Consider the following 13,717-nt stretch of genomic DNA (forward strand, 5'->3'; position numbering starts at 1 on the left):
CCTTAATTTTCTAACTTAGTCTTCCATTTATACACCAAATTCATGATCTGAATCGGAGTCTTACTCATAAGATCTGTATTCTCAATGTCCTCAATAATCTTACTTTTGTTTTTATCTAATGACTTATCATTTTTGGGGTCATCCACTTTAAACAATGCCATTTGTTCTGAATCATTTAAATCAATTGAATTAGAAGGCGTAGTAGATGCTGGTTTATCTTTATGAACGGAACCTTGATCTTGAGTAACATGATTATCACTACTTTTTTGTTGCTCATCATCTTCTAACTTTAAAAGAACCGTGCTAGCGCGCTTCAACAATTGATCAGGAAGGCCAGCTAACTTAGCAACATTAATCCCATAGGAACGATCGGCTGGTCCATTCATAATTTTATGAAGAAAAACCAGGTTGCCATCTTTTTCGACTGCCCCAACGTGAACGTTCTTTAAATGTTTTAACTCTTGATCTAATTCGGTTAATTCATGGTAATGAGTCGAAAATAGTGTTTTAGCACCAATATTATCATGAATATACTCAATGATAGATTGTGCAAGTGCCATGCCATCATATGTGGAAGTTCCTCGTCCAATTTCGTCAAACAAAATCAATGAATTAGCGGAGGCATGTTTCAAGGCTTCATTGGCTTCCCTCATCTCCACCATAAACGTACTTTTACCCGAAATAAGGTCATCGGCAGCACCAATCCGAGTGAAAATTTGATCGAATATGGGCATCTCGGCTGCATCAGCTGGAACAAAACACCCCATTTGTGCCAGGATTACAATTAGAGCTAGCTGTCTCATGTATGTGCTTTTACCGGACATGTTCGGACCAGTAATTAATAATTCAGAAATATCTGGATTCATTATCACATCATTTGGAACATAACTTTGAGCCCCCATCACACGCTCCACAACGGGATGACGTCCTGCTTTAATGTTCAAATCATGACCATTATTAAACTTGGGCTTTACAAATTGATACTTCTCAGAAATAGTCGCAAAGCTCTGCAAAACGTCTAAACGTGAAATCCCACTCGCTAACTTCTGAATTCGCGGAATCTGCTTTTTAATCTTATCTCTGACCTGTGTAAAAATTTCATATTCTAAACTTTTAGATTTCTCTTCTGCTTCTAAAATAATCGATTCTTTTTCTTTTAGTTCCGGTGTTGAAAAACGTTCCGCATTGGTAAGTGTCTGAAGACGCTCATACCTACTATCATCAAGTTTACCAAGATTACCTTTTGATACCTCAATATAGTAGCCAAATACTCGATTATAACCAATCTTGAGGTTATGGATCCCAGTTTCCTGACGCTCTTTAGCCTCCATATCAGCTAACCATTTTTTACCATTTTTCATGGCATCCCGATACCGATCAAGTTGTTTATTATAACCATTTCTAATGACCCCACCATCCGTGACAGAAATTGGGGGTTCTGAAACGATGGCGTCTTTTATTAATTCATACACATCATTAACATCATCTAGTTTTTGATAAATTTCATCAAACTCTGGAGTATCTAGGTCATTTAAAACATGCTTAATTTTGGGAATTTGTTCAAGTGAAGTCTCCAGCTGAATCAAGTCTCTACCGTTTACTCCGCCAAATGAAATTCGTCCAGAAAGTCGCTCTAAATCATAAACTTTAATCAAATTGTCGGAAAGCTCACTCCGCTCATAATAATTATCTAAGAGCGTCCCAACTAGATTCTGGCGTTGCTCAATCTCTTTCCGATTAATTAGCGGCCGCTCTAACCACTGCTTGAGTTTTCTGCCACCCATTGCCGTTTTAGTATCGTCAACGATCCATAGCAACGTGCCACTCTTTTTGCCGGTCCTAATGTTTTTAGTTAGTTCCAGATTATATTGCGAATTATGATCAATTTTCAAAAAAGAACTTGGCTCATATCTAACTGCTGGTTGAATATGAGATAAACTACGCTTTTGTGTGTCCGAGATATAAGTTAATAACATTTTAAGGGAGTCAATTAGCGTTGGATCATCAATATTAGTAATGACATTTGACCCCACCTCAGAAGTTTGATCCTCTTTTGAAATAAGAACACCGATTTCCTTTAGTTGATGAATCAAATTATCATCGATCGAGTCGTTAACTACAATCTCTTTTGAATTAAGATTAATCACTTCGTTTAAGACAGCTTCATCGCTTGCTAACAAGCTAACCTTTAACTCACCTGTAGAAAGATCAATGTAAGAAAATCCAAAAGAATGCTCATCTTTATTATAAGTAACCGCAGTTAAGTAGTTGTTGACCTTGGCATTTTCGGCATTGGCATCAGTTTGAGTTCCAGGCGTAATTAGCTGAATAACATCCCGATCAACCATTCCTTTAGCAGTCCGAGGGTCTTCCATCTGTTCACAAATTGCTACCTTGTATCCCTTATCTACTAAGGTATCAATGTAATTTTGAACGGATTGATGAGGGACGCCACACATCGGAATGGGATTATCTGACTTCCTACTTCGTTTGGTTAAAGTTAACTCCAACAATTGCGCACCTTTAATAGCATCCTCGTTAAACAATTCATAAAAGTCGCCAATTCGATAAAACAAAAAAGCATCAGGATATTGATCCTTAACTTTTTGATATTGTTGCATCATTGGCGTAGTTTGTTTTGATTTTGCCATTAACATCGCTCCTCTTTAAAATTCTTGATATGGGTGATCCTTGTTGATTAAAATATTCTTAATTTTTTTAGCTTTGCCAGACTTGTTATCGACATCAATGTAGCAACCTGACAACACTGCTGCGCCAGTTTCTTGAACCTCAAACCGATTAGGACGTGCCGTCATAAACTTATTAATAACGGGTTCAAACTTCATCCCAATCACTCCATCATCTGGTCCAGTCATCCCTGCATCAGTTAAAAAGGCCGTCCCACTTGGTAAGATTTGCCCATCACTAGTCTGCACGTGGGTATGGGTACCCACTAATGCGGAGATTTTCCCATCCAAATGAAGCGCCATGGCCTTCTTTTCACTAGTAGTTTCGGCATGAAAATCCACAAAGATGATATTAAACCCATTGGTATGTAGCTTATCAAGAAGCGCATCCACTTTACTAAATGGATCATCAATTTCATCCATAAACACGCGACCTTGAAGATTAATCACAGCTACCTTACTACCATTAACGTTCATTTCTATGTAGCCCTTTCCTGGGACATCTTTTCCAGGATAGTTAAGGGGACGAATTAAATTTTGGGTTTGATTAATAAAATCAAAAATTTCTGGATTATTCCAGGCATGATTCCCCAAAGTAATCACGTCTGCTCCGGCATGCATAATTTTTAAATAAAGGTCATGATTAATCCCACGTCCCACCTTTGTTGCATTTTCGCCATTCACAATGGTTACCTGTGGTTTTAAGTCATGTTTTAGCAAGGGTAGATATTTTTCTACCGTTGCCACCCCAATATTGCCAACCGTGTCACCTAAAAATAAAAATCGCATATCCGCTCTCCATCTTCTACTGTAATACCCTTATTTTACACTGATAAATCAAAATAAAAAAGACCAGGATAATCTCTGATCTTTTACTTGGCATATTCAACTGAGCGGACTTCCCGAATCACATCTACCTTGACATGACCAGGATGATTCATTTCCTTTTCAATCTTATCTTTAATATCTCTGGCAAGTACAATTGCTTCTGTGTCAGAAATCTTTTCGGGTTTGGCAATCACTCTAATTTCGCGACCCGCCTGAACAGCGTAACTCTTGGAAACCTCGTCAAAACTATTACTAATTTTTTCAAGTTTATCTAAACGATGAACGAAGCTTTCAAGTGAATCACTCTTTGCACCAGGTCGTGCCATTGAAATCTTATCGGCAACATCAACTAATTCTGAAATCATATAATGTGGCTCACTTTTTTGACCACCTAACTGAATTGTATCAATTACTTCTGGGCTCTCACCATATTTCTTTGCAATATCAATCCCAGCATCAACGTATGAAACATCAGTTCCACTATTTGACGACAGACCAATATCACGCAACAATCCCGCTCTTTTCGCTAATGTAACATCTTCACCTAACTCAGCAGCAAACACTCCCGCCAATTTTGCTACTTGAATGGAGCGTGATAAAACATTTTGTCCATATGAAATTTTATATTTCAATTGACCAATTAATTTAATCAAATCAGGATTCATTGAATGAATCCCTAAATCAAAGACAACGTTTTCCCCAGTCTCTTGAATTTGAGCATCGAGTTCTTTTTTACTCTTCTCAACCATTTCTTCAATACGTGCTGGATGAATCCTTCCGTCTTTAATCAACTTTTCAAGTGCCATTTTGGCGACTTCACGTCGAACTGGATTAAAGCCACTTAAAACCACCGCATTGGGAGTGTCATCAATAATTAAATCAATCCCAGTCAATGATTCAAAGGTTCTAATGTTTCGACCCTCACGTCCAATGATTCTACCTTTCATATCATCATTGGGTAAAGTTACTACAGACACAGTAGTCTCTGAGACAATATCAGCAGAACTCTGTTGAAGTGCTTCAACAATCAAGTTTTTAGCATCCTTAGCAGAAGTTTCTTTAGCAGCATCGTAACTCTCTTTAATCATTTGAGCACGGGTATCAGCCAATTCTTGCTTAGTCTCATCAATTACCATCGTACGAGCTTCCTCTTTAGTTAAATTAGAAACTCTGGCAACTTCCTGTTGCCGTTTTTCAATAAGTGAATCTGCTTTTTGTTGTTTCTTTGTCAGTTCTTGCTTTTCTTTTTCAAGTTTTTCTTCTTGCCGTTCCAAAGAATTATCACGTTTCTCAAACGCACTATCCTTTCGATCAAGCGTTTCTTCACGTTTCAACAAACGATCTTCTTGTTTTTGAACTTCAAGACGACGCTTTTTCAACTCTTTTTCTACTTGAAGTCGATAAGCATTCCCCTTCTCTTTTGCCTCTAAACTAGCTTCTTTAAGCGAGTTCTCAGCTTGCTTTTCAGCATCAGAAAGGATATCTTTTGCGCTTTCATGAGCAGCATCTAACTTCTTCTCAGATACCTGCTTATAGGTGAACTGACCAATCAAAAAACCAACAACGACAGCGATAACAGCGGAAACAACTGTAACTATCATTTACATATGCCTCCGTATCACTAATAAAAAATTTATTTAAATAACTAGCATAAACGTTATTCACTTCTTAATTCTAAAGTTTAGAAAAATCAGTGTCAACTAGTATGTACAAAATAGGAGAACCAATATCCTCCTATTTTCACTTTAAATTATCATAAATCATTTTAAGACCGCATTTTGTAGCGTAATCACGAATTTCATTTCGATCCTTGCCAAAATTAAATTCACGGGTCTTAACCTCACCATCAGGTAATGAAATTCCTACCCAGAAATTCCCAGCAGGATGTCCTTCCAATTCATCAGGTCCAGCAACTCCAGTAAAAGAAACCGAAACGTCAGTATTGAGAATTGCTTTCGAATTTTTAGCCATCCAAACAGCCGTCTCAGATGAAACCACTCCATGCTTATCAATCACTTCGCTTGGAATGTGCAAGACACCCTCTTTCACTTTAACTGAATAAGTCACAAATCCGCCTGGGAAAACCTCAGAGACACCTGAGACATCACCAAGCCGACTCTGAAACATCCCAGCAGTAAGTGATTCTGCCGCAGTGATTGACAATGCTTTCTTTTTAAGGATATTAACAGCTACTTTAGCCAATGAGTTATCATCACCAAAACCATAGAAATATTTCCCTACAATTGAGTTTACTTTAAAGATCATTTCATCAATTAAATGATCGACATCTGATTTTTTCTTTCCACTCGCAGTAATTCTTAGGGTAACTTCATTTCGCTTAGCGTACGTTGCTAAAGTTGGATTCGTTTGATGAGAAATCAAGGGCTTTAATTGGTCCTCAAGTTCTGTTTCACCAATTCCAAAGAAACGCATTACTTTGGAAGCAATAACGGGATTACCACTAGCTAATTTAGTCAAAATTGGAAGTGCATATTTAGTAAACATGTGTTGCATCTCAACTGGTGGTCCCGGTAAAACCAAGTAATCACAGTTTTTAGTCCTTAAAAACATACCAACAGCAAAACCATTATCATTTGGTAATACAGTCGAACCGTGGATATATTCAGCTTGAATATCAGCATTTTGAGGCTTTTCCATTGGATAATTTTTATGAAAATGATTAATTTTTTCCAGTGCTTTTTGATTCGTATCTAACCCAAGACCCAAATGCTTAGCTAGCACAATCTTAGTAATGTCATCTTCGGTAGGACCTAACCCACCTGTTAAAACCACTAAGTTGCTTCGACTTTCAGCAAGCTTTATAACAGCTTCTAACCGTTTGTAATTATCTCCAACGGTGTCTTGAAAGTAAACATCAATTCCTAAATTTGCCAGATGACGCGCAATAAAGGGCGCACTGGTGTCAGTAATTTCACCAAGGAGAATTTCCGTCCCAACTGATATTATTTCAGCATTCATCAAACCACTCCTAACTGTATTAATTAAAATGAATCAGAAAAAACTTTTCGGTTCTTGTAAAAGTACTCAATGCCAGAGTAAATGGTAAAGAATAAGCAGATGTACAAACAGATTTGGCCCATCGGAAGATTAATGTTATTAAATAATGCATTATTTAATAACAGAATAATAATCGCAATCATCTGGAAAAAGGTTTTAATCTTGCCTGGCCACGCAGCCGCAACAACTTCACCATCATTTTCAACAACAATTAAACGTAAACCAGTCACGGCTAATTCACGACAAACAATGATAGCAGCAATCCAACTAGCAACACTGCCAAGACCAACTAAGACAATGAAGGCACACATTACCAACATCTTATCCGCTAACGGGTCAGCGAATTTCCCAAAATTAGTCACTAGGTGTCGTCTTCTCGCAATTTGACCATCCAAAAAGTCCGTTAACGCTGCCACAATGAATACCACGGTAGCTAAAACCTGTGTAACTGGAATCATGGTTCCCACGATCATCACGCTGCCAAGATCCATTGGCACAACCAGTAAAATTAAAAATATTGGTATTAAAATTATTCTAAATAAAGTTAATTTATTTGGTAAGTTCAAAAGTTTATCCTCCTGAGGTTAAACGCTAAAATAACGACCTGCTATCTTTAACAGATCGTTATTTAGGTTTGGGTTAAAGTTTATCTGTAATTTTAAAAGTGACATTTCTAACTTGAGCATTCCCATTGTTAGCGGGCTTCTCTAAATTAGCTTTTTGACCGTTAATCGTGATGTCAGTAGCGGGGGCATTGCCGAGGTTAACGTTAAATTCTTTCGTGTTAGCAGGAATGGTGACATCATGAGTCTGGTTGGGATTTAAAGTTCCCTGCCAAACCTGTGATCCATTAACCGAAACAGCTGACCAAGACTTAGCATTTCCCTTTAAAGTGACCTTTGTTTCTTTTTCATTGGTTTTAACATTGTACTCGTTCTCATTAGCACCCTTAGCAATCTGGGTTCCTTGATTATTCTGATTCTTTGTTTTGGCCTCTTTGGCCTTATCCTGAGCGGCCTTCTTCGAACGCGAGCTGGCCATCGAACTTGAACTATCCGAAGATACGGAAACAGACGTTGTACTTGAAGTAGTATCTGAATTGTGATGAGCTAACTTTCCGGCTCCAACCCAGATGACGCCAATGATAATAATCACAATGACCACAATTCCAACAATCGGAATTAGTTTCTTCACACCAGATCCTGAAGGGCCTGATTCTGGACTCGTTGAGTGATGTCTAACAGAACGTTGTTTGGGCATCTCAGACTGAACTGGTTGAGGATTTTCCTTAATGTTATTTTGACCCTCACCGTTATCGTCCTCAGAAGAGCCAAACTTTTCTCCACCAGGAAGCTCGGAGTCATATTTTTGAATAAACTCGCTTCCGTTTAAACCAACTGCATCTGCAAACTGTTTAACAAAAGCACGAACGTAAAAATCACCAGGCAGTGCCTTAAAGTCATCTTGTTCAATTGCTTCTAAATAACGTTTTTGAATTTTAGTTTTCTTTTGAACGTCATCAATTGAAATTCCTGAGTCAACTCTAGCCTTACGCAATAATTGACCAATGTTTACACTTTTTTGATTTTTTTCTTCTTTATCCATATGTAAAACCCCATCGTTTTAGATTTCATTGTCAGTATATCACAACGCGTTACCTTAAAAAAAGATATACATTAGGAAATAACCTTCAAAGTTGTTTTATTAAAGTCAAAGAATTTACTAGCAAAATCAATTACCTCATGAACGGAAAGTTGGTTTAAGATTTGAACCTCATCAAAAAGATTGGTATATCCATTTAGTGGATCTCCCATTTGATTCGCAATAGCCGAGTTGGAATTCATAAGTGAAATATACTGTCCAATTTCTTCTCGTTTAATTAGGTTAAAAATCTTAGACAATTTTGCGTCGTCATTTAATCCATTCTTAATTTCACGTTCAACGGCTTTTCGAAACTCTTCTGGACGATTTGAATCCTCTACAAAGATCACAAATTGATAACCATCTTCTAGATCAAAGTCATAACCAAACGAATCATTTATGATCTCCTTGGAATAGAGTTTTTGATATGGCTCAGCATCTTCAGAAAAAATCATCGACAAAAACAATCCCAGTGATAATTCGTTTTTAGTGAATTGGACCCCACTACTAATCTCGTCGGGTCCTCTAAATCCAACCGCAACTTTCCCTGTTGTCAAATTCATAGTAGTATGCTCATCTGATATAATCGAGCTTTTCTTAATGGCATCGTTCGTTTGCCGCTTCAAGGTTAAAATCTCAGATTGACTAATTGAGGGAATGGTTCTTTCAAGTCTTTCAATCCTTTCAATCGCATCACTCTCGTTGACATTTCCAACGAGCATTAAATCCATATTGTTTGGAACATAATACTGGTTATACATTGCATACAAGTCTTCTGTCGTAATTTTGGCAATTGAATCAATTGTGCCCGCAATATCATGATCAAGTGGAGAGTTATGATACATATTTCCGATCGTATCAAAATAAATTCTAGAACCGGGATCATCTTGATACATCATAATTTCCTGTCCAATGATGCCCTGCTCTTTTTGAACTTTTTTTTCGTCAAAATACGGATGCTGAACCAAATCAACTAAAACATCTAAATTATCACCAACATGATTAGTTGTATTGAAAAGATAACTGGTTTGATCAAAACTCGTAAACGCATTTGAATCCGATCCAAATTTGCCAAACTGATCACTTGAATCATAATTTTGTTTATCAAACATTTTATGTTCCAAAAAATGAGCAATTCCGAGCGGCATCTTTCGGGATCGTTTATTTTCCAAAATCAAATTATTAATTGCACCAAAATGAACGTTTAAAATGCCGTAGGTTGAATGAAAGCCTGGCTTAGAGTCAATAAATACTTTCATTCCGTTATCTAATTGATAGCGGTAAACCGTTTCATTTAGCTTGTCATACTTAATTTCAACCATTATTAATTCCTTCCAATAAAAATTTAGCCCGCAATTTAAACTTCGAAGCTACTTGACTTACATCGTCACTGGTAACCCCTCTAACTCTATTAATCCATTGACTGGGGCTCAAATCGATCCCATATAGTTCATTAATAAAATCACCATTAAGCGTTCGGCGTTGGCTATCAAATTTAGAATAATATCCATCAATCAATGCTGATTTAATGTCTAAAAATCGCTGATCCGAATACTCTTGTTTCTGAATTAAACTAACTTGCTCACCAATTAACTGGCTAACTTGATCCACGTCCACCGCGTTAATGCCACTTTCAATTAACACATACCCCAAAGTAGAATTATAATTACTCGAAATGTAATATGCTAAGCTATGTTTTTCACGAATATTGTGAAACATTAATGATTGTTGGGCTCCCCCAAGCAAAGCATTAAAAACAATTGCTGCGTAATAGTCATCATCATTTACAAAAATAGGAAAATCAAAAGCTAAATCAAACTTGGATTGTTCTCCATTAATTTTTTCAACCTGAGTCCTGATCGGTAAGGGGCTAAAATTGCGATTCATTGGCTCATTAAATTCCCTTCTGGGTAAAAACGGTAGATGCGTCTCAATCATCTGAGTTTGTTTCTCCGAAAGATCGCCTAAAATCGAAATATAAATCTCGTCGTTTTTAAGAAGGTTTTCCCACTCTCTTACAACAGCTGCATTTTCTAAGTTTTTAATTTGCTCCTGATTTCCAATGATTGAATTGGCATAATTGGGTTGGTCGGAAAAGTAAAGCTCTCGAACTCTCTTCGCTGCATAATAACGATGGTCATCATTAAGAGAATCTAAATATTGAATTAAATTTTTTCGTTGAATTTCAAATTGTTCCTTGACGTAATGTTCACCATCAAGGTTGGGATGAAAAATAACTTCTGAAAGAAAAGTCAACGCATCGTCAAAAACGTCAGAATTATCCAACGTAAATTCATCATTAACAAAGCTCATAACCACTCTCAACACACTACGATTGCCAACTTTAAACACATTTGTTCCAAAGCTGGCACCAAATAGTTCGGAAAGTCTTCTAGCCAACTTTAATTTTGAATCGTACTTGTGACTATAATTTTCCATCATTTCCGAGACCATGGTTCTAGCAGAATAATCTGCATAGTTTAACGGGGCAACAAAGTCAATTGTAATCGCTGTTGTTTTGAATTTATTACTCTCATGAACATTTAAATAAACCCCATCTGTGATTGTTTTTTTCAAACTAATTCCTCCAAAATAAAAAGTTCCCATAGAAAGAATTCTAAGAGAACTTTATCAATTAGTATAACTAATTCTTTGTAAATACGTGTTTGAATTTAGACCAAAACCCTTTTTTCTGTGGCTTAATTTTCATCAATGGAACGGTTTCTCCAAGCAAGCGTCGTGCGATGTTACGATAAGCCGTTGATGCAGGATCATCAGTATCTAAAACTACTGGTTCGCCATGATTTGAAGTAGTAATCACCTTATCATCATCAACTACAACTCCAAGTAAACTAATTCCCAGGTGATGAGTAATTTCGTCAACATCCATTACATCGCCATTGTCCATCATACTTGGTCGAACTCGATTAATAACCAACCTTGGAGCTTCTTTTAAAGGATGCTTTCCTAATAGCCCTACAATTCGATCTGCATCTCGAACCGCAGAAATTTCCGGTGTGGTAACCACAATGGCACTATCTGCTCCGGCAACGGAATTGAGAAACCCTTGTTCAATTCCTGCTGGACAATCAATCAACACGAAATCAAACTGTGGCTTTAATTCATCAACAATATCTTTAACTTGGTCCTCTTTTAAGGCCGATTTATCTGTATTTTGAGCGGCTGGTAATAAGTATAAATTATCGTCAAAGCGTTTATCCTTTACCAATGCTTTTTGCAGTGGAACCCGTCCATTGGCAACGTCAACGATGTCATACATAATTCGATTATCTAGTCCAAGAACCACGTCAAGGTTTCTAAGGCCGATATCCAAATCCATCAAACAGACGCGCTTCCCCATTAAGGCTAAAGCAGTCCCGATGTTAGCTGAAGTAGTTGTTTTACCAACTCCACCCTTTCCAGAGGTAATAACGATTGCTTTTCCCATTATTCGGTTCCTCCTATTCGATTATAAAACTTCGGACTAATGTCTTTAATCTGATCTAAATTGCCATACTCGATAGTATGTAAGTCATTAATGTAAATAACAGTACGGCTGTTTTCAGAAATTCTATTCTTATTATCGCTGACGATATCAAACTGTTCTCCGATCCGAACCTGCTGGGCATCGTTTAAGTTGCCAATTACAATGGCCTCTTCATCGTTCGGAAATCCAGCGTGCACAATTCCTCTCACATATCCTAAATTATAAACGTTACCGCCCGCAAGTAATTTACCTCCCTCATGAATGGCACCAAAAAAAAGGACGTCGCCCTTGGCTGTAATCTCTTCACCATTTCTGATGGTTCTCCCAATGACGGAAACCTTATTTAAGTCCCGGATTCGGTATGCTTCTGATGTAGTAACTACATCAGCCATAAATCGCCTGATACTCATCCTTGGATATTTAGAAACAATCTCCCTTAACGTTTGCTTTTGCGCTCCAGTGAGAATCCGATTCCCGGTAAAAACATCAAAAGAAAATTGTTTAGCATTCCCTAATTCTTTTCCACTACTAAGTTGTTCCATCAAGTTCTTGAATTCATTAATGTCACTATCAAAACTACTGGTATCAGAAATATTAATTTCATAACCATTTTGAGTACCCTTTAAAACTACATTTTCCATACAGTCAATGCTCCTAGTTTAACTAAAATAATTGAAAAGTGCCCTGATTGGGAGATACAGAATTACAAATAAGATCAGGTTCAACACTAACGTTGGCCCTAAAGTATAAATCAATAACTGTACACCACTAAGAGAGGCAATATGTGCAATTCGGTCACCTAAGTAGCTCAAAATAAATACCACCAAAACATCCCCAACATAAAGTAGAGATGAAGTGACCATGTTTTCACGCACAAATTTTAAAACCATTCGATTAACATAAACCACCAGCGGAAATGCAAACGTAAAGATCCCAATAATTCCAACGTAATAAATATCATAAACGATTCCAATTCCTAAGGCCCACCAGCCCATGTGTAATTTCTCATGGCGCGCAAAAAGAGTGGCCATTACCAACCACAATAAGGTTAAGTAAGGTACCATTGAAAATTTGCCAAAAAGTACTGGTGAAAAAAGTTTAGAAATCGTTCCTTCCAGTAGAAATGAAATGACCAACCCAATTGGATATAAGAACTTTAACCGGGAAGGACGTCTCATTGGACTTCCTCTTCTAATCCTTCTTGCCAATTACGGTCACCGCCTCAATATCATCCATGTTTGCAGCTGGTTTAATGTTGACTTTTTCAGAAATACCATCACTATTTTGTTTAGTTCCAGCAACTTTTCCGACATAAAGTCCCTTAGGAGTCACGCCACCAAGACCATTAGTCATAACTTTCGTCCCAGTCTTGATCTTGTCTTGATTAGTAACACTTCCCATTACCAACTCATTAGTATCACGATTATAACCGTCAATTAATCCATTAACGACTTTCTTTTCTCCTTGAACCTGAACCGCAAAACGACTAGCAGTATCACTTTTGTCGGTGATTAGTTCGACTTTACTGTTGGTCTTATTAACTTCAGCAACCCGACCAACTAATCCAGAATTAACAATTACAGACATGTTCTTTTGAACTCCTGCAGCCGATCCCTTATTAATGATCAGTTGATTTTGCCATGAGGATGGCGTCCTAGTAATTACGCTAGCATTAATCGCCTTGTAGTCCGTGGGAGTCCCCTTTATATTTAACTGTTGTCTTAATTTTTCATTTTCATTTTCCAGTGCTTGATTTTTAACTTGAGTTTGAGCTAATTGTTCAACCTGACCCTTTAAATGATTATTTTCCTGATAAGTATTTAACAAATTATCAGTGGCACCAAACAATGAGCCAACGCCATTGGCAGGAATACTAACAATTCGATCGCCAAATCCAACAACATCATTTCCAACTTGTTGAATCAATGGAGGAGTAGCACGATTTTTTCGCACTGCCACTGACCCACTAATCAAACCTAAGCCAATAATTAAGCAAACGACAATGATTACTAGCTTTCGACTTGAAAAAAACTTGTGCATAATAATCCTCCGTACG

At 37.3% G+C, this 13,717-nt stretch carries 12 protein-coding genes; all 12 read right to left on the minus strand.

Features of this window, described 5'->3' with window-relative positions; all coding sequences use genetic code 11:
* Positions 1–2: 2 nt before the first annotated feature.
* The 12 genes from mutS to mreC all read right to left on the minus strand — a co-directional run bounded on the left by mutS (position 3) and on the right by mreC (position 13,701).
* A complete protein-coding gene (gene mutS / locus AC6UC9_RS05065; RefSeq protein ID WP_500701324.1) occupies positions 3–2,651 on the minus strand; it encodes a DNA mismatch repair protein MutS in 2,649 nt (882 codons plus the stop codon).
* A 15-nt stretch (positions 2,652–2,666) separates the two neighbouring features.
* A complete protein-coding gene (locus AC6UC9_RS05070; protein WP_500699824.1) occupies positions 2,667–3,476 on the minus strand; it encodes a TIGR00282 family metallophosphoesterase in 810 nt (269 codons plus the stop codon).
* Positions 3,477–3,559: 83 nt separating this feature from the next.
* Positions 3,560–5,116, minus strand: coding sequence for a ribonuclease Y (gene rny / locus AC6UC9_RS05075; protein ID WP_500701325.1), 1,557 nt, complete (start codon positions 5,114–5,116; stop codon positions 3,560–3,562).
* A gap of 139 nt (positions 5,117–5,255) precedes the next feature.
* On the minus strand, positions 5,256–6,494 hold the full coding sequence (locus AC6UC9_RS05080; protein WP_500699823.1) for a competence/damage-inducible protein A: 1,239 nt from the start codon (positions 6,492–6,494) through the stop codon (positions 5,256–5,258).
* A 23-nt stretch (positions 6,495–6,517) separates the two neighbouring features.
* Positions 6,518–7,099, minus strand: coding sequence for a CDP-diacylglycerol--glycerol-3-phosphate 3-phosphatidyltransferase (pgsA, locus tag AC6UC9_RS05085; protein ID WP_500699822.1), 582 nt, complete (start codon positions 7,097–7,099; stop codon positions 6,518–6,520).
* A 73-nt stretch (positions 7,100–7,172) separates the two neighbouring features.
* On the minus strand, positions 7,173–8,138 hold the full coding sequence (locus AC6UC9_RS05090; protein WP_500701326.1) for a helix-turn-helix domain-containing protein: 966 nt from the start codon (positions 8,136–8,138) through the stop codon (positions 7,173–7,175).
* A gap of 71 nt (positions 8,139–8,209) precedes the next feature.
* The gene (gene yfmH / locus AC6UC9_RS05095) at positions 8,210–9,496 is read right to left on the minus strand and encodes an EF-P 5-aminopentanol modification-associated protein YfmH (RefSeq protein WP_500699820.1); all 1,287 of its coding nucleotides are present in this window, start codon (positions 9,494–9,496) and stop codon (positions 8,210–8,212) included.
* Entirely contained in the window at positions 9,489–10,751 is a 1,263-nt protein-coding gene (gene yfmF / locus AC6UC9_RS05100) for an EF-P 5-aminopentanol modification-associated protein YfmF (protein WP_500701327.1), read from the minus strand. Before yfmF ends, yfmH begins: the two co-directional genes overlap by 8 nt.
* Before the next feature lie 67 nt (positions 10,752–10,818).
* The gene (gene minD / locus AC6UC9_RS05105; RefSeq protein WP_500694377.1) at positions 10,819–11,622 is read right to left on the minus strand and encodes a septum site-determining protein MinD; all 804 of its coding nucleotides are present in this window, start codon (positions 11,620–11,622) and stop codon (positions 10,819–10,821) included.
* Positions 11,622–12,302 carry a septum site-determining protein MinC gene (locus AC6UC9_RS05110; RefSeq protein ID WP_500694376.1) on the minus strand — a complete coding sequence of 227 codons (681 nt, stop codon included), beginning with the start codon at positions 12,300–12,302 and terminating at the stop codon, positions 11,622–11,624. The genes minD and AC6UC9_RS05110 overlap by 1 nt, the downstream gene beginning before the upstream one ends.
* Before the next feature lie 18 nt (positions 12,303–12,320).
* Positions 12,321–12,869 carry a rod shape-determining protein MreD gene (gene mreD, locus AC6UC9_RS05115; RefSeq protein WP_500701328.1) on the minus strand — a complete coding sequence of 183 codons (549 nt, stop codon included), beginning with the start codon at positions 12,867–12,869 and terminating at the stop codon, positions 12,321–12,323.
* Positions 12,853–13,701, minus strand: coding sequence for a rod shape-determining protein MreC (mreC, locus tag AC6UC9_RS05120; RefSeq protein ID WP_500694374.1), 849 nt, complete (start codon positions 13,699–13,701; stop codon positions 12,853–12,855). The genes mreD and mreC overlap by 17 nt, the downstream gene beginning before the upstream one ends.
* Between the last annotated feature and the right edge of the window lie 16 nt (positions 13,702–13,717).

The organism is Fructilactobacillus sp. X7R4C1 (genome assembly GCF_059901115.1).

Bases quoted from the DNA above. Each gene is read 5' to 3' on its own strand.
- mreC (WP_500694374.1), bottom strand. From the start codon at position 13,701: ATGCACAAGTTTTTTTCAAGTCGAAAGCTAGTAATCATTGTCGTTTGC.
- AC6UC9_RS05070 (WP_500699824.1), bottom strand. From the start codon at position 3,476: ATGCGATTTTTATTTTTAGGTGACACGGTTGGCAATATTGGGGTGGCA.
- AC6UC9_RS05090 (WP_500701326.1), bottom strand. From the start codon at position 8,138: ATGGATAAAGAAGAAAAAAATCAAAAAAGTGTAAACATTGGTCAATTA.
- AC6UC9_RS05110 (WP_500694376.1), bottom strand. From the start codon at position 12,302: ATGGAAAATGTAGTTTTAAAGGGTACTCAAAATGGTTATGAAATTAAT.
- minD (WP_500694377.1), bottom strand. From the start codon at position 11,622: ATGGGAAAAGCAATCGTTATTACCTCTGGAAAGGGTGGAGTTGGTAAA.
- yfmH (WP_500699820.1), bottom strand. From the start codon at position 9,496: ATGGTTGAAATTAAGTATGACAAGCTAAATGAAACGGTTTACCGCTAT.
- mutS (WP_500701324.1), bottom strand. From the start codon at position 2,651: ATGGCAAAATCAAAACAAACTACGCCAATGATGCAACAATATCAAAAA.
- rny (WP_500701325.1), bottom strand. From the start codon at position 5,116: ATGATAGTTACAGTTGTTTCCGCTGTTATCGCTGTCGTTGTTGGTTTT.
- AC6UC9_RS05080 (WP_500699823.1), bottom strand. From the start codon at position 6,494: ATGAATGCTGAAATAATATCAGTTGGGACGGAAATTCTCCTTGGTGAA.